Origin of the sequence: Curtobacterium sp. ER1/6, from assembly GCF_001742745.1 — a bacterium.
GTDB classification, from domain to species: Bacteria; Actinomycetota; Actinomycetes; order Actinomycetales; family Microbacteriaceae; genus Curtobacterium; species Curtobacterium citri.
Map to the genome: position 1 here is coordinate 277,690 of NZ_MJAK01000001.1, position 21,652 is coordinate 299,341.

The 21,652-nt window shown below is 72.4% G+C and carries 16 protein-coding genes and 1 tRNA gene; 14 read left to right on the top strand and 3 right to left on the bottom strand.

The window, feature by feature from the left end:
* Positions 1-113: 113 nt before the first annotated feature.
* From lgt to Cus16_RS01285, 5 genes are all read left to right on the top strand, one after another.
* Entirely contained in the window at positions 114-1,109 is a 996-nt protein-coding gene (gene lgt / locus Cus16_RS01265) for a prolipoprotein diacylglyceryl transferase (protein WP_083263603.1), read from the top strand.
* Between the two features lie 278 nt (positions 1,110-1,387).
* The gene (gene gltB / locus Cus16_RS01270; protein WP_223246478.1) at positions 1,388-5,995 is read left to right on the top strand and encodes a glutamate synthase large subunit; all 4,608 of its coding nucleotides are present in this window, start codon (positions 1,388-1,390) and stop codon (positions 5,993-5,995) included.
* Between the two features lie 65 nt (positions 5,996-6,060).
* Positions 6,061-7,518 carry a glutamate synthase subunit beta gene (locus tag Cus16_RS01275; protein WP_069710812.1) on the top strand — a complete coding sequence of 486 codons (1,458 nt, stop codon included), beginning with the start codon at positions 6,061-6,063 and terminating at the stop codon, positions 7,516-7,518.
* Positions 7,519-7,659: 141 nt separating this feature from the next.
* Complete coding sequence (gene pyk, locus Cus16_RS01280; protein WP_069710813.1) at positions 7,660-9,105, top strand: pyruvate kinase; 1,446 nt, start codon at positions 7,660-7,662, stop codon at positions 9,103-9,105.
* 310 nt (positions 9,106-9,415) lie between these two features.
* The gene (locus Cus16_RS01285) at positions 9,416-10,501 is read left to right on the top strand and encodes a VIT1/CCC1 transporter family protein (RefSeq protein WP_411266599.1); all 1,086 of its coding nucleotides are present in this window, start codon (positions 9,416-9,418) and stop codon (positions 10,499-10,501) included.
* An 8-nt stretch (positions 10,502-10,509) separates the two neighbouring features.
* Here the strand turns inward: Cus16_RS01285 and Cus16_RS01290 are convergent, their stop codons facing one another.
* On the bottom strand, positions 10,510-11,049 hold the full coding sequence (locus tag Cus16_RS01290; protein ID WP_189319503.1) for an HdeD family acid-resistance protein: 540 nt from the start codon (positions 11,047-11,049) through the stop codon (positions 10,510-10,512).
* A 152-nt stretch (positions 11,050-11,201) separates the two neighbouring features.
* Positions 11,202-11,747, bottom strand: coding sequence for a hypothetical protein (locus Cus16_RS01295; protein ID WP_069710816.1), 546 nt, complete (start codon positions 11,745-11,747; stop codon positions 11,202-11,204).
* Between the two features lie 146 nt (positions 11,748-11,893).
* Here Cus16_RS01295 and Cus16_RS01300 point away from each other — a divergent pair, with 146 nt between their 5' ends.
* The 7 genes from Cus16_RS01300 to Cus16_RS01330 all read left to right on the top strand — a co-directional run bounded on the left by Cus16_RS01300 (position 11,894) and on the right by Cus16_RS01330 (position 16,496).
* Positions 11,894-12,577 (top strand): response regulator transcription factor, encoded by a 684-nt coding sequence (locus tag Cus16_RS01300; protein ID WP_223246479.1) that lies wholly within the window; start codon positions 11,894-11,896, stop codon positions 12,575-12,577.
* Positions 12,574-14,121, top strand: a complete 1,548-nt coding sequence (locus Cus16_RS01305; RefSeq protein WP_083263605.1) for a sensor histidine kinase — start codon at positions 12,574-12,576, stop codon at positions 14,119-14,121. Before Cus16_RS01300 ends, Cus16_RS01305 begins: the two co-directional genes overlap by 4 nt.
* A gap of 60 nt (positions 14,122-14,181) precedes the next feature.
* The gene (locus Cus16_RS01310; protein WP_069710818.1) at positions 14,182-14,388 is read left to right on the top strand and encodes a hypothetical protein; all 207 of its coding nucleotides are present in this window, start codon (positions 14,182-14,184) and stop codon (positions 14,386-14,388) included.
* The gene (locus Cus16_RS01315) at positions 14,372-14,929 is read left to right on the top strand and encodes an MOSC domain-containing protein (protein WP_069710819.1); all 558 of its coding nucleotides are present in this window, start codon (positions 14,372-14,374) and stop codon (positions 14,927-14,929) included. The genes Cus16_RS01310 and Cus16_RS01315 overlap by 17 nt, the downstream gene beginning before the upstream one ends.
* Positions 14,930-14,970: 41 nt before the next feature.
* Positions 14,971-15,051 (top strand) — tRNA-Leu (locus Cus16_RS01320).
* A 71-nt stretch (positions 15,052-15,122) separates the two neighbouring features.
* Positions 15,123-15,728: an ANTAR domain-containing response regulator gene (locus Cus16_RS01325; protein ID WP_022903868.1), complete on the top strand. Its 606-nt coding sequence runs from the start codon at positions 15,123-15,125 to the stop codon at positions 15,726-15,728.
* Between the two features lie 297 nt (positions 15,729-16,025).
* Complete coding sequence (locus tag Cus16_RS01330) at positions 16,026-16,496, top strand: GNAT family N-acetyltransferase (protein WP_069711366.1); 471 nt, start codon at positions 16,026-16,028, stop codon at positions 16,494-16,496.
* Positions 16,497-16,500: 4 nt separating this feature from the next.
* Here Cus16_RS01330 and Cus16_RS01335 read toward each other — a convergent pair whose 3' ends face one another.
* Positions 16,501-16,926: a PaaI family thioesterase gene (locus Cus16_RS01335; protein WP_069710820.1), complete on the bottom strand. Its 426-nt coding sequence runs from the start codon at positions 16,924-16,926 to the stop codon at positions 16,501-16,503.
* Between the two features lie 43 nt (positions 16,927-16,969).
* Here Cus16_RS01335 and polA point away from each other — a divergent pair, with 43 nt between their 5' ends.
* A complete protein-coding gene (polA, locus tag Cus16_RS01340) occupies positions 16,970-19,642 on the top strand; it encodes a DNA polymerase I (RefSeq protein ID WP_069710821.1) in 2,673 nt (890 codons plus the stop codon).
* Positions 19,643-19,788: 146 nt separating this feature from the next.
* Entirely contained in the window at positions 19,789-21,468 is a 1,680-nt protein-coding gene (locus Cus16_RS01345; RefSeq protein ID WP_069710822.1) for a DUF885 domain-containing protein, read from the top strand.
* Positions 21,469-21,652: the final 184 nt, after the last annotated feature.

Sequence of the window (21,652 nt, forward strand, 5' to 3'; positions counted from 1 at the left end):
CCACAGGACGGGCGTCCGCGTTCCTGGCGGGCGCGGTTCCCGCGCTACAGTGAGCGGGGCCGACCCTCCAGCGGCACCGCGGCCGTCCAGCACCGAAAGGCGACAGCACCTCCATGCCCCTCCTGAGCATCCCGAGCCCGAGCACCGCGTGGCAGTACTTCGACCTGACCGCCTGGCTGCGCGACGTCTTCGGGTGGTCGCTGCCGCTCGACTTCCGCATCCACGCCTACGCCATCTGCATCCTGCTCGGCATCGTCGCGGCGGTCGTGCTGGCGAACCGTCGGCTGAACGCCCGGGGCGTCGAACGCTGGATCATCATCGACATCGCCATCTGGGCGGTGCCGGCCGGCATCATCGGTGGACGGCTCTTCCACGTGTTCACCCACGTCAGCGACTACTTCGGTCCCGGGCGCGACCCGTGGTCGTTCCTCTACATCTGGGAGGGCGGCCTCGCGATCTTCGGCGCCCTGATCCTCGGCTCGCTCGGCGCCTGGATCGGCTGCCGCCAGGTGGGGCTCCGCTTCTCGTCGCTCATCGACGCGATCGCACCGGGCGTCCTGCTCGCCCAGGCGTTCGGACGGCTCGGCAACTACTTCAACCACGAGCTCTTCGGCATGCCGACGAGCCTGCCGTGGGGCCTGCAGATCGAGTCGACGAACCCGGCGTTCCCGAAGGGCCTGCCCGACGGCACCCTGTTCCACCCGACGTTCCTCTACGAGATCATCTGGAACGTCGTCGGCGTGGTCGTGATCCTGCTGCTCGACAAGCGCTTCCGGCTCCAGTGGGGCAAGGTCATGGCCCTCTACCTGATCTGGTACGGCACCGGCCGCTCGGTCCTCGAGTCGATCCGCGTCGACACGAGCGAGACGTTCTTCGGCGTCCGCACGAACGTCTGGATGTCCTTCGCGGCGATCCTGCTCGGCATCGTGATCTTCCTCGTGCAGACGCGACGGCACACCGGCGCCGAGCCGAGCCCGTACGTGCCCGGTCGCGAGCCGCGTCGGAGCACCGATGTAGACTCGGACGACACCTGGTCGGAACACGACGACGACGCTCCCGCGGCCGCCGACGACGCCGATCCGGTGCCCGCGACGGGCAGCGCTCGGTAGCACGCCGACCACCGGTGCGCACCGGTCCGGCCCCGGCGCCGGACCGACCCGCACCGGGTCACAGCACACCGAGTCACACCGCAACACACCGCGCACGGCACCCACCGTGCACGGGCACCCGCACCACGGTCGGGCCGCCACGAGCGACCCACCACCTCGCGCGACGCCGGCGGACCCGCATCGGCGACGCGCACGGGCACCAGTCCCGCCCGCTCGGGCGGAACGCACCACCGGGCCACCGACGTCCCTGTTCCACTTCCTCGTGAGGACGGTTCCCCATGGCGCTCCAGCCAGTCCCTGCCCCCCGCTCGTCGCGGCCCCTGCCGCCGGCGCACCGTCGCTTCTCGGCCGTGCCCGACGCCGTGGGTGCCTACGACCCCGCGAACGAGAAGGACGCGTGCGGCCTCGCGATGGTCGCGACGCTCCGCGGCACCGCCGGGCACGACATCGTCGACGCCGCGCTCGGCGCGCTGCGCAACCTCGAGCACCGCGGCGCGGTCGGCTCCGACGCGGGCACGGGTGACGGCGCCGGCATCCTCTGCCAGGTGCCGGACGCGTTCCTGCGCGACGAGGTCGACTTCGCGCTGCCCGCCGCGGGGGAGTACGCCGTCGGGACGGCCTACCTGCCGCTGGACGACGACGAGCGGCACGCGGTCAAGGGCGCCGTCGAGCGCATCGCGCGCGAGGAGGGCCTGAAGGTCCTCGGGTGGCGCGACGTGCCGGTCCGTCCGGAGGTCCTCGGCACGCTCGCCCGCGCGGCGATGCCCGCCTTCGAGCAGCTCTTCGTCGCGTCCACCCGGCACGACGTGCACGGCGCGGCCTGGAGCGGCATCGCCCTCGACCGGCAGGCGTTCCGGCTGCGCAAGCGCGCCGAGCACGACGTCGAGGTCTACTTCATGTCGCTGTCGAGCCGGACCACGGTCTACAAGGGCATGGTCACGACGCTGCAGCTCGAGCCGTTCTACCCGGACCTCAGCGACGAGCGGTTCGCGTCGAAGCTCGCGATCGTGCACTCGCGGTACTCGACGAACACGTTCCCGTCGTGGCCGCTCGCACAGCCGTTCCGCACCCTCGCCCACAACGGCGAGATCAACACCGTGCGCGGCAACCGGAACTGGATGCGCGCTCGGCAGTCGCAGCTCGAGAGCGAGCTGCTCGGCGACCTCGCCCCGCTGCTGCCGATCGTCAGCCCCGGCGCGAGCGACTCGGCGTCCTTCGACGAGACCCTCGAGCTGCTCACGCTCACCGGACGCAGCCTGCCGCACGCGGTGTCGATGATGGTGCCGGAGGCCTGGGAGAACCAGGTGGGGATGGACGCCGACCTGCGGGCGTTCTACGAGTACCACTCGATGCTCATGGAGCCGTGGGACGGGCCGGCGGCGATCACGTTCACCGACGGTGCGATCGTCGGCGCGACGCTCGACCGCAACGGCCTGCGTCCGGGGCGCTTCCTCGTGACCGACGACGGGCTCGTCGTGATGGGGTCCGAGACCGGCGTCATCGACGTGCCGCCGGCGAAGGTCGTCCGCAAGGGCCGCCTGCGCCCGGGCCGGATGTTCGTCGTCGACACCGAGGCCGGCCGGATCATCGAGGACGACGAGGTCAAGCGTGAGCTGGCCGCGTCGGGCCCGTGGGCGCAGTGGCTCGACGAGGGCCGCATCAACCTCGCCGACCTGCCGGACCGCGAGCACATCGTGCACACCCCGGCGTCGGTCACCCGTCGTCAGCGCGCCTTCGGCTACACCGAGGAGGAGGTCCGCATCCTGCTGCGTCCGATGGCGCAGACCGGTGCGGAGCCGCTCGGTGCGATGGGGTCCGACACCCCGATCGCCGTGCTCTCCGAGCGCCCGCGGCTGCTGTTCGACTACTTCACGCAGCAGTTCGCGCAGGTCACGAACCCGCCGCTCGACTCGATCCGCGAGCAGGTCGTCACCTCGATGGGCATGGGGCTCGGCCCGGAGCGGAACCTCCTGAGCGCCGGTCCCGAGCACGCGAAGCAGATCGTGCTCGACTTCCCGGTCATCGACAACGACGAGCTCGCGAAGATCCAGCACTTCGAGACCACGTCCGGCCGGCACCTGACGGTCACGATCAAGGGGCTGTACCGGGTCGACGCGGGCAAGAAGGCGATGCAGAAGCGCATCGCCGCGGTGTGCGACGAGGTCGACCAGGCGATCGAGTCGGGCAAGCAGTTCATCGTGCTGTCCGACCGCGACGGCAACGCCGAGCAGGCGCCGGTCCCGAGCCTGCTGCTGCTCGCCGCCGTGCACCACCACCTCATCCGCACCGAGCAGCGCATGAAGGTCGGGCTCATCGTCGAGGCCGGCGACGTGCGGGAGGTCCACCACGTCGCGACCCTCATCGGCTACGGCGCCTCGGCGATCAACCCCTACCTGGCGATGGAGACGTGCGAGAACCTCGTGCGCTCCGGGATGATCACCGGGATCACGCCCGAGCAGGCGGTGAAGAACGTCATCAAGGCGCTCGGCAAGGGCGTCCTGAAGATCATGTCGAAGATGGGCATCTCGACGGTGTCCAGCTACGCGGGCGCCCAGGCGTTCGAGGCCGTCGGCCTCAGCCAGGAGCTCGTCGACAAGTACTTCACGGGCACCTCGTCGATCCTCGGCGGCGTCGGCATCGACGTCATCGCGAAGGAGAACGCCGAGCGGCACGCCCAGGCGTACCCGCAGGACGGCGCAGTGCTCTCGCACGAGCGCCTGCAGACGGGCGGCGAGTACCAGTGGCGTCGCGAGGGACCGCCGCACCTGTTCAACCCCGACACGGTGTTCCGGCTGCAGCACGCCACCCGTGCGCGGCGGTACGACATCTTCCGCGAGTACTCGCAGGCCGTCGACGACCAGTCCGAGGACCTCATGACGCTCCGCGGGCTGTTCCGGTTCCGTACCGGCCAGCGGGAGCCGATCGCCCTCGACGAGGTCGAGCCGATCGAGTCGATCGTGCAGCGGTTCAACACCGGTGCGATGTCGTACGGGTCGATCTCGCAGGAGGCCCACGAGACCCTGGCCATCGCGATGAACCGCCTCGGTGGTCGGTCGAACACCGGCGAGGGCGGCGAGGACGTCGAGCGCCTGCTCGACCCCGAGCGGCGGAGCGCGATCAAGCAGGTCGCGTCCGGTCGCTTCGGTGTGACGAGCATGTACCTGACCCACGCGACCGACATCCAGCTCAAGATGGCGCAGGGCGCGAAGCCGGGCGAGGGCGGGCAGCTGCCCCCGACCAAGGTGTACCCGTGGGTGGCGCGCACCCGGCACGCGACCGCGGGCGTCGGGCTCATCTCGCCGCCGCCGCACCACGACATCTACTCGATCGAGGACCTCAAGCAGCTGATCTTCGACGTGAAGCGGGCGAACCCGTCCGCGCGCGTGCACGTGAAGCTCGTCAGCCAGTCCGGCATCGGCGCGGTCGCCGCGGGCGTGACGAAGGCGCTGGCCGACGTCGTGCTCGTGTCGGGCCACGACGGCGGGACCGGCGCATCGCCGCTCAACTCGCTCAAGCACGCGGGCACGCCGTGGGAGATCGGGCTGGCGGAGACGCAGCAGACCCTCATGCTCAACGGCATGCGCGACCGCGTGGTCGTGCAGGTCGACGGGCAGATGAAGACCGGCCGCGACGTCGTCGTGGCGGCGCTGCTCGGTGCCGAGGAGTACGGCTTCGCGACGGCACCGCTCGTCGTCGAGGGCTGCATCCTCATGCGCGTCTGCCACCTCGACACGTGCCCGGTGGGCGTCGCGACGCAGAACCCGGAGCTCCGCAAGCGCTTCACGGGCAAGCCCGAGTTCGTCGTGAACTTCTTCGAGTTCATCGCGCAGGAGGTCCGTGAGCTCCTCGCCGAGCTCGGTTTCCGCTCGCTCGACGAGGCGATCGGCCAGGTCGACGCGCTCGACACCGACCGCGCGGTCGAGCACTGGAAGGCGTCCGGGCTCGACCTCGCACCGGTGCTGCACGGCCCGCGGTTCGACCGCGACGAGCCGCGCCGGCACCTGCGTGAGCAGGACCACGAGCTCGACGAGCACTTCGACGTCCAGCTCGTCCAGCGGACCGCCGACGTCCTCGAGCACGGCGGCACCGTCGCGCTCGACCTGCCGATCCGCAACACCGAGCGCGCCGTCGGCACCATGCTCGGGCACGAGGTCACGCTCCGGCACGGCGAGCACGGGCTGCCGGCCGGGTCGATCGACATCACGCTGCGCGGGTCGGCCGGGCAGTCGCTCGGCGCGTTCCTGCCCGCCGGGATCACGCTCCGGCTCGTCGGCGACAGCAACGACTACGTCGGCAAGGGCCTGTCCGGTGGTTCGATCGTCGTCCGGCCGGACTCGGAGTCGGCGTTCGACGCGTCGGAGAACGTCATCGCCGGCAACGTCATCGGCTACGGCGCGACCCAGGGCAGCATGTTCATCCGCGGCATCGTGGGCGAGCGCTTCCTGGTCCGCAACTCCGGGGCCACCGCGGTGGTCGAGGGCGTGGGCGACCACGCGCTCGAGTACATGACGGGCGGGCTCGCCCTCGTCCTCGGGGAGACCGGCCGCAACCTCGGCGCCGGCATGTCCGGTGGCACCGCGTACGTCCGTGGCCTGCGTCGCGAGCACGTCAACGCGGAGGCCCTGGCGAGCGGCGAGCTCCGGCTCGAGGAGCTCGACAGCGCCGACGTCGAGATCGTCACCGACCTGTTGCGGCAGCACGAGGCCGAGACGGGGTCGACCCTCGCGGCCGACCTGCTCGCGTCGGGTGACCTCGGCGACTTCGTGAAGGTGCTCCCGCGCGACTACGCGGCCGTGCTCGAGACCCGTCGGCAGGCGGTCGACGAGGGCCTCGACCCGGACGGCACGGTCGTCTGGAACCGCATCCTGGAGGTGACCGGTGGCTGACCGGCACGCGCACACGACCACGCACACGACCACGACCACGACCCGGTTCGAACAGGAGGCGCACCATGGCTGACCCGAAGGGCTTCCTCAAGGTGCAGGAGCGTGAGCTCCCGCCCCGCCGTCCCGTCCCGCTGCGGCTCATGGACTGGAAGGAGGTCTACGAGCAGCAGGAGTCCGGCGCCCTGAAGCGGCAGGCCGGTCGCTGCATGGACTGCGGCGTGCCGTTCTGCCACCAGGGGTGCCCGCTCGGCAACCTCATCCCCGAGTGGAACGACCTGACGTGGCGCGGCGAGGGTCGCCAGGCGATCGAGCGCCTGCACGCGACGAACAACTTCCCGGAGTTCACCGGGAAGCTCTGCCCCGCACCGTGCGAGGCGTCCTGCGTGCTCGGCATCAACCAGCCGCCGGTCACCATCAAGCAGGTCGAGGTCTCGATCATCGACGAGGCGTACAAGAACGGCTGGGTCACCCCGCACCCGCCGGAGCGCCTGACCGGCAAGACGGTCGCGGTCGTCGGCTCGGGCCCCGCGGGCCTCGCGGCCGCGCAGCAGCTCACCCGTGCCGGCCACACCGTCGCGGTGTACGAGCGCGACGACCGGATCGGCGGCCTGCTCCGCTACGGCATCCCGGACTTCAAGATGGAGAAGCGCCAGATCGACGCGCGCCTCGCCCAGATGCAGGCCGAGGGCACCCGCTTCCGTGCGGGCGTCGAGATCGGGGTCGACATCACCTGGGACGACCTGAAGTCCCGCTACGACGCGGTCGTCGTCGCGACCGGTGCCACGGTGCCGCGCGACCTGCCGATCCCGGGGCGCGACCTCGCGGGCGTGCACTACGCCATGGAGTACCTCGTCCAGCAGAACAAGGCGAACGCCGGCACGACGGTGGACAACCAGGTGACCGCCGAGGGCAAGCACGTCGTCGTCATCGGCGGCGGCGACACCGGCGCGGACTGCATCGGCACGGCGCACCGCCAGGGCGCGCTCAGCGTGACCAACCTGGCGATCGGCAAGCAGCCGCCGCTCGAGCGTCCGTCCGAGCAGCCCTGGCCGATGTTCCCGACCGTGTTCGAGGTCACGAGCGCGCACGAGGAGGGCGGCGAGCGGCACTTCCTCGCGTCCACCGTCGAGTTCCTCGGCAACGCCGCGGGCGAGGTCCGCGCGCTGCGGGTCGCGGAGACCGAGTACCTCGACGGTCGTCGGGTGCCGAAGGCCGGGACCGAGCGGGAGATCCCGGCGGACCTCGTCCTCGTCGCGATGGGCTTCACCGGCCCGGAGACCGAGACGCTGGAGCCGCAGCTCGGCCTGCCGGTGACGGTGTCCGGCGCCGTCGCGCGCCAGGCCGACTACTCGACGAACGAGCCCGGCGTGTTCGTCGCCGGGGACGCCGGCCGCGGCCAGTCGCTCATCGTGTGGGCGATCGCCGAGGGCCGTGCCGCGGCGTCGAAGGTCGACGAGTACCTCGAGGGCTCGACGATCCTCCCGGCACCGGTCAAGGCCACCGACCGCGCGCTCACGGTGTGACCAGCGTGAACCCGTACGGAACACCGGACCGACAGTGACCAGCAGGCCACCGGCACTCGATAGGGTGCTGGTGGCCTGCTCCCGTTCCGCGCGGCCCCACAGCGCGGAACCCCGGCACCATCCACCACACGAAGGAATCCATTGAGACGCGCAAAGATCGTTTCGACGCTCGGTCCGGCTACGTCGGACTACGAGACCGTCAAGGAGATCATCGAAGCGGGCGTCGACGTCGCCCGCCTCAACCTCAGCCACGGTGACTACAGCGTCCACGAGGCCAACTACGAGAACGTCCGCCGCGCGGCCGAGGACCTCGGCAAGCCGGTCGCGATCCTGGTCGACCTGCAGGGCCCGAAGATCCGCCTGGCGAAGTTCGCCGACGGCCCCCACCACCTCGACGTCGGCGACGTCTTCACCATCACCACCGAGGACGTCCCCGGCTCGAAGGAGATCTGCGGCACGACCTTCAAGGGCCTCCCGCAGGACGTCAAGCCCGGCGACCCGCTGCTCATCGACGACGGCCGCGTCCGGCTCCGCGTGCTCGACACCGACGGCGTGCGCGTCCGCACCGAGGTCGTCGTCGCCGGCACCGTCTCGAACAACAAGGGCATCAACCTGCCCGGCGTCGCCGTGAACGTCCCCGCGCTGAGCGAGAAGGACGAGGCCGACCTGCGCTGGGCGATCCGCCAGGGTGCCGACCTCATCGCACTGTCGTTCGTGCGCAACGCGAAGGACGTCGAGCGCGCGCACGAGATCATGGACGAGGAGGGCAAGCGCCTCCCCGTCATCGCCAAGGTCGAGAAGCCGCAGGCGGTCGACGCGCTCGAGGAGATCATCGACGCGTTCGACAGCATCATGGTCGCCCGCGGTGACCTCGGCGTCGAGCTCCCGCTCGAGGCCGTGCCGATCGTGCAGAAGCGTGCCGTCGAGCTCTCCCGTCGGATGGCGAAGCCCGTCATCGTCGCGACGCAGATGCTCGAGTCGATGATCTCGTCGCCGATCCCGACCCGCGCGGAGACCTCCGACGTCGCGAACGCCGTCCTCGACGGCGCGGACGCGGTCATGCTCTCGGGTGAGACCAGCGTCGGGGAGTACCCGGTGCAGACCGTCCGCACGATGGCCCGCATCGTGGAGTCCACCGAGGACCACGGCCTGGAGCGCATCGCGCCGCTCGGGACGAAGCCGCGCACCCTCGGCGGCGCCATCACGCTCGCCGCGGTCGAGATCGCGGAGTTCACCGAGGCCTCGTACCTCTGCGTGTTCACCGAGTCCGGCGACTCCGCCCGCCGCATGTCGCGCCTGCGCCACGGCCTGCCGATCATCGCCTTCACGCCGAACGAGGCGACCCGTCGCCGCATGGCGCTCACCTGGGGCGTTCGCTCGTTCCTGGTCGACCGGAAGACGCACACCGACGAGCTGTTCTCGCAGGTCGACGACGTGCTGCTCGCCAACGGCCTCGCCGCTCCCGGCGACCGGGTGATCGTCACCGCGGGTTCCCCTCCCGGCATCGAGGGGTCGACGAACGACCTCCGCGTGCACCGCGTCGGTGACGCGCACGCCGAGGCCGCACCCGCGTACGTCCGGGACTGACACCCGGTCACCACGCCGACGGGGCGCGGACGGGAGGCACGGCGCAGCACCGCGCGCCGCCTCCGGTCCGCGCCCCGTCGCGTCGCGCCCCTGGCCCCGGCCGGCCGTTCGGACCGCGAGACGCCGCCGGCTTCGCGGAACGCCGCTCGCTCCGCGAGACGCACCCGGATCCGGGTGCGTCTCGTGCGCGCCGGGGCGTCTCGCGCGGACGCCCCCGTCTCGGGACCTGCCGCCCCGGCCCGGTCCGCCGGTCGCCGCGGAGCGACCACCGCGCCGTGCCGGTGACCGGCCGTCGGACGGAACGGGCAGGATTGCCGGTGTGAGCCTCCAGGACGACCCCCGCACCGCCCCGACCGCAGCCGACGTCCGTCGCTGGCGCCGCTACCTGGCCGACGAGCGCGCGGAGGCGGCGGTCTACCGGAACCTCGCCGCGCGTCGGACCGGCGAGGAGCGCGAGATCCTCGCGTCCCTCGCCGAGGCCGAGGGCCGCCACGAGCAGCACTGGCTCGACCTGCTCGGCGACGACGTGGGACGACCGCTCCGCGGGAGCCTCCGGACGCGCGTGCTCGCCACCCTGGCGAAGCGGTTCGGCTCGGTCTTCGTGCTCGCGCTCATGCAGCGCGCCGAGGACCGCTCGCCCTACGCCGACGACGACGACGCGACGGCCCGCATGGCGGCGGACGAGCGCATCCACGGCGAGGTCGTGCGCGGGCTCGCGAACCGAGGGCGCATGCGGCTGTCCGGCACCTTCCGCGCGGCGGTGTTCGGGGCGAACGACGGCCTCGTGTCGAACCTCGCGCTCATCATCGGCATCAGCGCCTCCGGGGCGGACCGCCACTTCGTCCTGCTGAGCGGCGTCGCCGGGTTGCTCGCCGGCGCACTCTCGATGGGCGCGGGGGAGTACGTGTCGGTGCGGTCACAGCGCGAGCTGCTCGACGCCTCCGCCCCGCACCCCGAGGCCGGTCGGGCGGTCGCCGACCTCGACGTCGACGCGAACGAGCTCGCGCTGGTCTACCGGGCGCGCGGGATGACCGAGGCGGACGCGCAGGCGCACGCGGACGAGGTCCTCGGCGGTCGGACGATCACCGCGGCCACGGCGGTCGATGACCACGAGGCGGTCGGCAACGGCACGAGTGCGGCGGTCTCGAGCTTCCTGTTCTTCGCCTCGGGCGCGATCATCCCGGTGCTGCCGTACCTGTTCGGACTCGAGGGGTGGCCGGCGATCGTCCTGGCCGCGGTCCTCGTCGGCATCGCGCTCCTCGGCACCGGCGCCGTCGTCGGCGTGCTCAGCGGGGCGTCCCCGCTCCGGCGCGCGCTGCGACAGCTCGGGATCGGGTTCGGCGCCGCGGTCGTGACGTACGGTCTCGGACTGCTGTTCGGGACCGGCTCGGCCTAGCGCGCCCGTCAGCGGCGCATCGCGGCCCGCGGCGGCAGGAGCAGCAGCGTCGCGGACCCGACCACGACGAGCGCGATGCCGGAGAAGACGGTGAAGACCGTCAGGGCGAGGCCGGGAGCCGTGAGGACCACCACGCCGCCGATGAGCGAGAGGACGCCGCTCACCGCCGACGGCAGCCGCGAGGATCCCGGGTGCCCGACGAACGCACCCACCAGGGCGGCGATGCCCTCGATGAGGAAGGCGACCCCGGCGAGCACCGCGTAGACGAGCAGCGGGACCGCCGGGTCGAGCAGCGTGACGAGTCCGGCGAGCCCGACGAGCCCGCCGACCACGCCGGAGGTCCACCGCCACACCGGTGCCGTCCCGTGCCCCCGCACCGAGGCGACGACGCGCAGCACCCCGGCGACCACGAGGTACACGCCGAACACCAGGGCGACGAGGACCAGGGACGGTCGTGGCCAGACGACCGCGACGATGCCGAGGCCGATCGCGACCACGGCCGTCACCACGACGAACACGCGGAACGTGCGCACGGCACGAGAGTCCACGGGCGCTCCTCCCACTCGGTCCCGCGAGGACACCGACGGTACCCGGCGGGACGGGCCGGTGTCCGGCGTCGCACCGGGCAGTGGCCGGGAGGCGCGACACCCGTCGACCGGTCGGCCGACGGACGCGCGCCTCCCGCGCACCATCCCGCGGCTCAGGATCCCGAGGTCGGTGCCGGGGTCGGGATCGGCGAGGCGGTGCCGTCGGCACCGCCGTCCGCCGGCGGCGTGGGCTTCGCACCGTCGGCCGGCGGCGTGGGCTTGGTGCCGTCCTTCGGCGGCGTGGGCTGGGTGCCGTCCTTCGGCGGCGTGGGCTTCGCGCCGTCCTCGGGCGGGATGGGCTTCGCGCCGTCCTCCGGCTGCGGCGGGTGCACGCCGTCGGCCGGGGGCATCGCGACGCAGCCGGGCGCGGGCGCCGCACCCGGTCCGGAGCCGCCGGCAGCCGGCCCGTGCCCGGGTCCTCCGGAGGGCGCTCCGCTCGGCGCGCCGGAGGGTGCGCCGCTCGGAGCACCGGACGGAGCGCTGGTCGGTGCGCTCGTCGGCGCACCCGGCGTGCCGGACCCGTCGGCGACCGCGGCGGTCACCCCGATGCCGCCGAGCAGCAGCGCGGCCGCGGCCGCCGAGCCGATCCCCACGCGGCGGAGGGTGCGGCGGCGGTCGCCCGTGCGGTCCGTGGTCTCGTCGTGTCGTTCGTCCTGCATGGTGGTCCTCCTCTGTCGGTCGCGGAGCCGTCTGCTCCGGCGACGAGGACGACGCTCGGATCCGTACCTGAAGCAGGACTGAAGCACAGCGGTCTTCCAGCCGGCTCCCTGCTCCGTGCATGCACCACCGACCTACGGTGTCCGCCGTGACCGCTCCCGCACGCATCCTCGTGGTCGAGGACGACGACTCCCTCCGCACCTCCGTCGCGGCGACCCTCCGCGCCGAGGGGTTCCTCGTCGCCGAGGCCCCCGACGGTCGGGCGATCGTCGAGGACCTCGACCGGGCCGCCCCCGACCTCGTCCTGCTCGACTGGATGCTGCCCGGTCCGAGCGGCATCCTGCTCGCCGCTCGCATCCGCACGCGTTCCGACGCCGCCGTGGTCATGATGACCGCGCGCGACGAGCTCGACAACCGCCTGCGCGGGTTCGCCGAGGGCGCCGACGACTACGTCGTGAAGCCGTTCGCGATGGCCGAGCTCGTGGCGCGGGTCACCGCGGTGCTCCGCCGACGCGGTCGGGTGCCGTCGGTGATCGAGGTCGCCGACCTGGTCCTCGACCCGGACGCGGCGACCGTCCGACGCGCCGGCGTGCTGCTCGACCTGACCGCGACCGAGTTCCGGTTGCTGCGCTTCCTCGCCGAGAGTCGTGGGCGGACGGTGTCGAAGGGGCAGATCACCACGCAGGTGTGGGGCTACGAGGACATCGCGCCGAACCTCGTCGAGGTGCACCTCAGCGCCCTGCGCCGCAAGATGGAGGCGCACGGTCCGCGGCTCGTGCACACGGTCCGCGGACTCGGCTACCGGCTCGCGGTCGACCGGGGTGCCGCGTGAGCGCCGCGACGGGTCGGCTCCGCACGACCTCCCTGCGGTTGCGGACGGTCGTCGCGGTGCTCGTCCTGCTCGCCGTCCTGCTCGCCGCGCTCGTCGTCGCGGTCGAGGCGGCGCTCGGCGCACGACTCCGCGCCCAGGTCGAGGACCGGCTGCGCGACCGGGCGGCGGCCGCGGCAGCGCTCGTCGGGGTGCTCGACGCGGACGACCTGGCCGACCGGCTGTCGGCGCAGGGGCTCTCGGTGCGCATCGTCCAGCCCGACGGAGCCGCGGTCGAGGCCGGTCCGACACCGGACCAGCTGCGGTCCGGTCCGCCCGACCCGGCCGGGTTGCCCGGTCCGGCGGCACGGGACCGCGACGGTGCCGCGCGCGGGGGATCGTCGGGTGCGTCGGACGCGACGGGGACGCCGTCCGGTGGCGCGGGGTCCGGCGCGACCGTCGTGTCCTCGAGCACGCAGGAGGACGACGGGGTGCTGACGCTGCGGTCCGAGCTCGACGACGGCACGCGGATCACGCTCACCGCCGGCACGCGCGACGTCCAGGAGACCCTGACGCAGCTCGGCTGGGTGATGGGCGGAGCGTCGGCGGCGTTCCTCGGGGTGGCCGTCGTCGGTGTCGTGCTGGTCGTCCGCTGCGCGCTCCGCCCGCTCGACGAGGTCACGGCGACGGCGCGCTCCATCGCCGACGGGGACCGCGGGCGCCGCCTCCGGCCGTCGCGCACCGACACCGAGATCGGTCGGGTGGCCGCCGCGTTCGACCAGATGCTCGACGCCGTCGAGGGCGCCGAGGCCCAGGCCGTGGCCGCGGAGGAGCGCGTCCGCACCTTCCTCTCCGACGCGGCGCACGAACTGCGGACGCCCGTCGCCGGGGTACGGGCCGCGGCGGACACGCTCGTCCGGAGCGGCGGCGACGACCGGGCGACCGACGAGGTCCTCGCCGTGCACGTCGTGCGGCAGGCCGACCGGGCGGCACGGCTCGTCGACGACATGCTCACCATGGCGCGCCTGGACCGGGGCATCGCGCTCGACCGGCACCGGACCGACCTGGTCGCGTGGCTCCGGACGGAGGTCGACCGGCTCGAGCTGCGGCTGCCGGGGATCGCCCTGCTGCCCGTCCTGCCTGACGGGCCGGTGCCCGCCGAGGTCGACCCCGACCGTCTGGCGCAGGTCCTCGGCAACCTCGTCGACAACGCCGCCCGGGCGACCGCGGGCACCGGCACCGTCCGGGTCGCCCTGTCGACCGCGTCCGGGTCGGCGGTGCTGACCGTCGAGGACGACGGGCCCGGCATCCCGTCCGCCGAGCGCGAGCGGGTGTTCGACCGGCTCGTGCGACTGGAGGACGCCCGCGACGTGCGCTCCGGTGGGGCGGGCCTCGGGCTCCCCATCGCACGGGGCATCGCCGTCGCGCACGGCGGCACGCTCGTCCACGGCGCAGAGGGTGACCTCGGTGGTGCGGTGTTCGTCCTCGTGGTCCCGCGGTGTGCCGCCGTCGATGCCGGACCGGTGGAGGTCGACCTGCACGAGGTCGTGGTCGGGCGACCCGCCTGAGGCCGGGTCCCGGCGACCGGCCCCCTGGTGCCCGGCCGCCGAGGTCGCTAGCGTCGGACCATGGACCCCGTCATCCTCCTCACGATCGCCGGCATCGTCGTCGCGGTGCTCGGGTGGACCGCGCGCTTCCTCGGCTGGACGTCCGTGGGCCGTCGGCACGACGTCCCGGACCCGAGCGGCACGATGCAGGGGAGCACGACCCCGTCGGACGGCACGACGCACGGGCACCACTCCGGCGCCGACCTCGGGGGTGGGCACCACGGCTGAGGCAGCGCGGGTCGTCGCCGTCGGTCGCGACGACGAGCACCGGTTCAGCAAGCCGGTGGTCGACGAGGTCACCCTGGTCACGGGGTGGGGGATCGAGGGCGACGCGCACGCCGGGACCACCGTGCAGCACCGCTCCCGGGTCGCGCGGGACCCGTCGCAGCCGAACCTCCGGCAGGTGCACCTGCTGCACGCCGAGGTGTTCGACGAGGTCGCCCGGTCGGGGCACCGCGTCGCGCCCGGCGACATGGGCGAGAACGTCACCACCCGCGGCGTCGACCTGCTCGGGCTGCCGACCGGCACGCTGCTGCACCTCGGCGACGACGCCTGCGTCCGGGTCACCGGTCTGCGGAACCCCTGCCAGCAGATCAACGACTTCGAACCCGGGCTGCTCCGCGCCGTGCTCGGACGGGCCGAGGACGGTTCGGTCGAGCGGAAGGGCGGGGTGATGGCGGTCGTGGTGACCGGCGGTGTCGTGCGCGCCGGTGACCTGATCCGCGTCGAGCTCCCGGCGGGCGAGCGGCAGCCGCTCGTGCCGGTGTGACGACCCGGGCGGGGGTGCGTCCCTGCTAGCCTGGTGTCCTCGCGAGTGTGGTGGAACGGTAGACACGGGGCACTCAAAATGCTCTGCCTCACGGCGTGCGGGTTCGAGTCCCGCCACTCGTACGAACGATGCTCACGGCGCGCGGTCCGACACCAGTGCGACCCGTCCTGCTCCGTCTAGTAGGCTCTCGCTCGTGAGTGACACAGAAGCAACCCCAGCAGCACCGCGTCGCGTCGTCGTCGCCGAGGACGAGTCGCTCATCCGTCTCGACATCGTCGAGATCCTCCGCGACAACGGGTTCGACGTGGTCGGCGAGGCCGGCGACGGTGAGACCGCCGTCCAGCTCGCGACCGACCTCCGCCCGGACCTCGTCGTCATGGACGTCAAGATGCCCCAGCTCGACGGCATCTCCGCGGCCGAGAAGCTCTCCAAGAACCACATCGCTCCGGTGGTCCTCCTCACGGCGTTCAGCCAGAAGGACCTCGTCGAGCGTGCGACCGAGGCCGGCGCCCTCGCCTACGTCGTCAAGCCGTTCACCCCGAACGACCTGCTGCCCGCGATCGAGATCGCCCTCTCCCGGCACCAGCAGATCATCACGCTCGAGGCCGAGGTCGCCGACCTGGTCGAGCGCTTCGAGACCCGCAAGCTCGTCGACCGTGCCAAGGGTCTGCTCAACGAGAAGATGGGCCTGACCGAGCCCGAGGCGTTCCGCTGGATCCAGAAGGCCTCGATGGACCGCCGCCTGACCATGCACGACGTCGCGAAGGCGATCATCGAGCAGCTCAGCGCCAAGAAGTAACGAGCACCCGCTCGCTCACGCGGCAGCGCCGTCGGACCTCGTCCGGCGGCGCTGTTGCGTCCCGGCCGCGGACGGCATCGGATGCGCACGAATCGTGCGACAACGCACCGGTCGATCGACGCGCGTGACGTCGGACGATGCGCCGGCATCAGATGCACACGCATCGTGCGACATCGCACCGGTCGATCAACGCGTGTCGTGTCGCAGACTGCGCGCGGCGGCAGTGCCGCGGCAGGTGCCGGACGGGAGGCGCGGGTCGGCCCCGCCGCCGAGCCCGCCACCTGGCAGGGTGGGGGCATGGACGACGTGGTGATCCGTTCCTCCCGGCCGGAGGACATGACGGCGGTGGCCGACCTGCGGTGGCGCTGGAGCGTCGGGGAGGACGGCGCCGTCCCGACGGTGACCCCCGACGAGTACCGCGAGGCGATGTCGGCCTTCGCCGCCGAGCACGCCGACTCGCACCGGTGCGTGGTCGCCGAGCGCGACGGGGAGGTGCTGGGGATGGCGTGGCTCGCCGTGCACCCGCGGCCGCCGGCGCCGCATCGGCCGCGCGGACGCGTGACCGCCGAGTTGCAGACCGTCTACGTGCACCCCGACCTGCGCGGCGGGGGCGTCGCCGGGCGTCTCGTCACGGCCCTGCTCGACCTCGCCGACGAGCTCGGCGCGGAGCGCACCGCGGTGCACTCGAGCGTCGTCGGCGAGACGCTCTACCGGCGGCTCGGCTTCGGGGACGCGCGCCTGCTGCTGCAGCGACCGCCCGAGGACTGAACCGTCAGCGCCGCTCGCGGATCATGTTCGTGATGCGGACGGTCGAGCAGCGGCGGCCCTCGTCGTCGGTCAGCACGATCTCGTGCGTCGTGAGCGTGCCGCCCAGGTGGATCGCGGTGCAGGTGCCGGTGACCCGGCCGCTCGTCGCGCTGCGCGAGTGCGAGGCGCTGAGCTCGATGCCGACGGCGTAGCGGCCCGGTCCGGCGTGCACGTTCGCGGCCATGGACCCGAGGCTCTCGGCGAGGACCACGTAGGCGCCGCCGTGCAGGAGTCCGACCGGCTGACGGTTGCCCTCGACGGGGATCGACCCGACGGCACGCTCGGCCGTGAGCTCGGTGACGACCATGCCCATCTTCTCGGCGAGCTCCCCGAGACCCCGGTCCGCGAGGCGGGGGTCGACGGCGTCGGTCGTGGTCGCTTCGTCGGTCACGCTCGAGGACTCCCGTGTCGGATCGCGTCGGTAGGCTGTCCTGGTGTCGGACTCCGCAAAGCCTACCCTCATGGTCATCGACGGCCACTCGCTCGCGTTCCGGGCGTTCTACGCGCTCCCGGTCGACAGCTTCGTGAACCGCGAGGGGCAGCACACGAACGCCATCCACGGCTTCATCTCGATGCTGCTCATGCTCCTCCAGCGCGAGAAGCCGACCCACCTCGCGGTCGCGTTCGACATCTCCCGGTTCTCCTTCCGCACGCGGGAGTACGAGGACTACAAGGGCACCCGGTCCGAGACCCCGGCGGAGTTCAAGGGCCAGATCCCGCTCCTGCAGCAGGCGCTCGAGGCGATGGGCATCACGACGGTGACCAAGGAGGACTACGAGGCCGACGACATCCTCGCGACCCTCGCCCGGCAGGGTTCCGAGCAGGGCTACCAGGTGTACGTGGTGTCCGGCGACCGTGACTCGATCCAGCTCGTGAACGACGACGTCACGCTGCTCTACCCGTCGGTCCGCGGTGTCTCCGAGCTCACCCGCTACGACCGCGACAAGGTGTACGAGCGGTACGGCATCGAGCCGCACCAGTACCCCGACATCGCGGCGCTCGTGGGGGAGACGAGCGACAACCTGGTCGGCATCGACAAGGTCGGCGAGAAGACCGCCGTCAAGTGGATCACCGCGTACGGCTCGCTCGACGGGGTGCTCGAGCACGCCGACGAGATCAAGGGCGTCGTCGGCAACAACCTCCGCGAGCAGCGGGACCGCGCCATCCGGAACCGGAAGCTCAACCGGCTCGTCAACGACGTCGAGCTGCCGGTCGGTCCGGGCGACGTCGCCCTGCGACCGCTCGACGAACAGGCCGTGCGCGACCTCTTCGCGAAGCTGCAGTTCCGCACCCTGCTCGACCGTGTCTTCAAGGTCGCGGGCACCGGGGAGCCGAGCGAGGCGGGTGACGCTCCCGGCACGGTCGACAGCGGCGCCCCGACCCCGCCGAAGGTCACGACGATCATCGACGAAGAGCTCGGCCACTGGCTCGAGCGCAAGGGCGCGAACGACGCCGAGAACGGCTTCGGGGTCGCGGTCGAGGTCATCGACGGTCGGCTCAGCGCGATCGGCATCGCCACCCACGACGACGCCGTGCTCGTGCCGGGCGGGAGCGGCGCGAAGGACTACGAGCAGCTCGCCGCGTGGTTCGCCTCCGACGCCCCGAAGCACTTCCACGACGCCAAGACCGCGATCAAGGCACTCGCCACCGTCGACATCACGGTGCGCGGGATCGCGGGCGATGCCCGACTCACCGGGTGGCTCGCGCAGCCCGGCAAGCAGGGCCAGCCCCTCGCCGACCTCGTGTACCAGGAGCTCGGCGAGGAACTCCCCACCGCCGACCCGAACCAGCTCGTCCCCGAGACCGACCCGGTGAACATCGGCGTGCACGCCTGGTACGTGCTCCGGGTCGACACCGCGCTGCGCGCCCGGGTCGACGAGTCCTCGCTCCGGGTGCTCGACACCATCGAGCTCCCGCTGGTCCCGGTCCTCGCGGGCATGGAGACCGTCGGCGTCGGCATCGACCGGCCGGTGCTCACCGGGCTGTCGCACGACCTGGGGGAGCGTGCCGCCGAGCTCGCGCAGCAGGCCTTCGCGGAGATCGGGCACGAGGTGAACCTGGGGTCGCCGAAGCAGCTGCAGGAGGTCCTGTTCACCGAGCTCGCGATGCCGAAGACCCGCAAGACGAAGACCGGCTTCTCCACCGACGCCGCGAGCCTGGCGGACCTGCAGGAGCAGCACCCGCACCCGTTCCTCGGTCTGCTGCTGCAGCACCGCGACGCCACGAAGCTCCGGCAGATCGTCGACACCCTCGACGCCGCGGTCGTCGAGGGCCGCATCCACACGAGCTACGAGCAGACCGGCAGCAGCACGGGCCGCATCTCGTCGAACGACCCGAACCTGCAGAACATCCCCGTCAAGACCGCGGTCGGGCGGCGGGTCCGCTCGGCCTTCGCGGTCGCGGAGCCGTACACGACGCTCGTCACCGCCGACTACTCGCAGATCGAGATGCGCATCATGGCGCACCTGTCCGGCGACCCGGGGCTCATCCAGGCGTTCAACGAGGGCGAGGACCTGCACCGCTTCGTCGGCGCGCGCGTCTTCGGTGTCGAGCCGGCGGACGTCAGCCCCGAGATGCGCACGAAGGTCAAGGCCATGTCCTACGGCCTGGCGTACGGCCTGAGCCCGTTCGGGCTGTCAAAGCAGCTCCGGATCGAGCAGTCCGAGGCTCGGACGCTGATGAACGAGTACTTCGCCCGCTTCGGCTCGGTCCGCGACTACCTGCGCGGTGTCGTCGAGCAGGCGCGCGAGGACGGCTACACCGAGACGATCTTCGGTCGCCGGCGCCCCTTCCCAGACCTCAAGAGCCCGAACCGCGTGCTCCGCGAGAACGCCGAGCGCGCGGCGCTGAACGCGCCGATCCAGGGCTCGGCGGCGGACATCATGAAGATCGCGATGCTCGGTGTCGACGAGGACCTCCGCGAGGGCGGCATGGCGTCGCGCCTGCTGCTGCAGGTGCACGACGAGCTCATCCTCGAGGTCGCGCCCGGCGAACAGGAGCGGGTCGAGGAGGTCCTGCGGACCCGGATGGGCGGAGCCGCCGATCTGAGCGTGCCGCTCGACGTGTCCGTCGGCGTCGGTCCGAACTGGGAGGCCGCGGCGCACTGACGCGCGCGGACCCGCGACGCGGCCACGTCACGGACGGGAGGCACGGTGCCGGCCGGCACCGTGCCTCCCGTCCGTGCCGTGGTGCCGCCGGCCCCGACGCGCGGGACCGCACCGGCGCACGCCCGACCCGTGGGTAGGGTCGGGGCATGAGCGACAACCGACCCGTCCGCCAGCCCTCCGCCGTCGACCGCGTCGCCGAGGACTGGGTCACCACCCTCGTCGACCTCGACCCGACCGTCGCGACGTACATCGGCGCTCCGGGTCGCACCGACGGGTACGGCGACACGTCCCCCGCGGGTGCCGACGCCCTCGCCGACGCGGCCCGTGCAGCGCGCCGGACGCTCGACGCGACGGACGCCGTGGACGCCGTCGACCGCGTGACGAAGACCGACCTCGGCGCCGAGCTCGACCTCGTCGTGGAGTCGTACGACCGTCGACTGCACCTGCGCGACCTCAACGTCATCCAGAGCCCCGCCCAGGAGCTCCGCGACGTGCTCGACCTCATGCCGACGGCGACGACGGACGACTGGCAGGACGTCGCCGGACGGCTGCACGCGCTGCCCGAGGCACTGGAAGGACACCGCGAGACCCTGCTGCAGGGCACCCGCGAGCAGGTCACGCCGGCACGTCGCCAGGTCGCGCTCGTCGCCGAGCAGGCCGCCCGCAACGGCGCCGAGGACGGCTTCTTCCGGCAGCTCGTCGACGGCGCGACGCTCGAGGGCGGTGGTCCGCTGCCCGAGTCGCTCCGCTCCGAGCTCGCCCGGGGCGCCGAGGCCGCGGCGGCCGCGTACCGCTCGTTCGGCGGGTTCCTCGAGCACGAGCTCCTGCCGCTGGCCACACCGGTCGACGCCGTCGGGCGCGAGGACTACGAGCTGCACTCCCGCCGCTTCCTCGGTGCCGTCGTGGACCTCGACGAGACGTACGAGTGGGGGATCGAGGAGCTCGCCCGGATGCGCGACGAGCAGGAGCGCATCGCCGACCGCATCGAGTCCGGCGCGTCGGTGGCCCGGGCGATCGAGGTCCTCGACGCCGACCCGGCCCGGATCCTGCACGGCACGGACGCCCTGCAGCGGTGGATGCAGGAGACGAGCGACGCCTCGATCCGCGCGATGGACGGCACCTACTTCGACATCGCCGACCCGATCAAGCGCCTCGAGTGCCGGATCGCCCCCACCCAGGAAGGCGGCATCTACTACACCGGCCCGTCCGACGACTTCTCGCGTGCCGGCCGGATGTGGTGGTCGGTGCCGCAGGGCGTGACCGAGTTCGGCACGTGGCGCGAGAAGACCACGGTCTACCACGAGGGCGTCCCGGGTCACCACCTGCAGATCAGCCAGGCGGTGCACAACCGCGGGGAGCTCAACACCTGGCGGCGTCAGCTCGCCGGACCGTCCGGTCACGTGGAGGGCTGGGCGCTCTACGCCGAGCGACTCATGGAGCAGCTCGGGTTCCTCGACGACGACGGCGACCGGCTCGGCATGCTCGACGGACAGCGCATGCGAGCCGCCCGCGTCGTGCTCGACATCGGTGTGCACCTGCAGAAGACGAACCCGGACGGCGGCGGCTGGACGTGGGAGTACGCGCTCGACTTCATGGGGCAGAACGTCAACATGGCGCCCGAGTTCGTGCAGTTCGAGGTCGCCCGGTACTTCGGGTGGCCGGGGCAGGCGCCGTCCTACAAGGTCGGGCAGCGCGTCTGGGAGTCGATCCGCGACGAGCTCGCCGCCCGCGAGGGTGCCGCGTTCGACCTCAAGGCCTTCCACCACCGCGCACTCGCGCTCGGTGGCGTCGGACTCGACACGCTGCGGAGTGCGCTGCTGGCCTGACACGCTGACCCCCGACACGCGACACGCCCGGTTGTGGGGCCGACGGCCCTGCGGCTAGACTCAATCGGCGCAATCCGCGCCAACCAACCACTGCCATGACGGCTCGCACCGACGTTCGGTGCGGACCAGGGGGTCGCTCCCTCGCCGTCACGGCCCGACTCATGTCCGTTCGGAGCAATCTCTA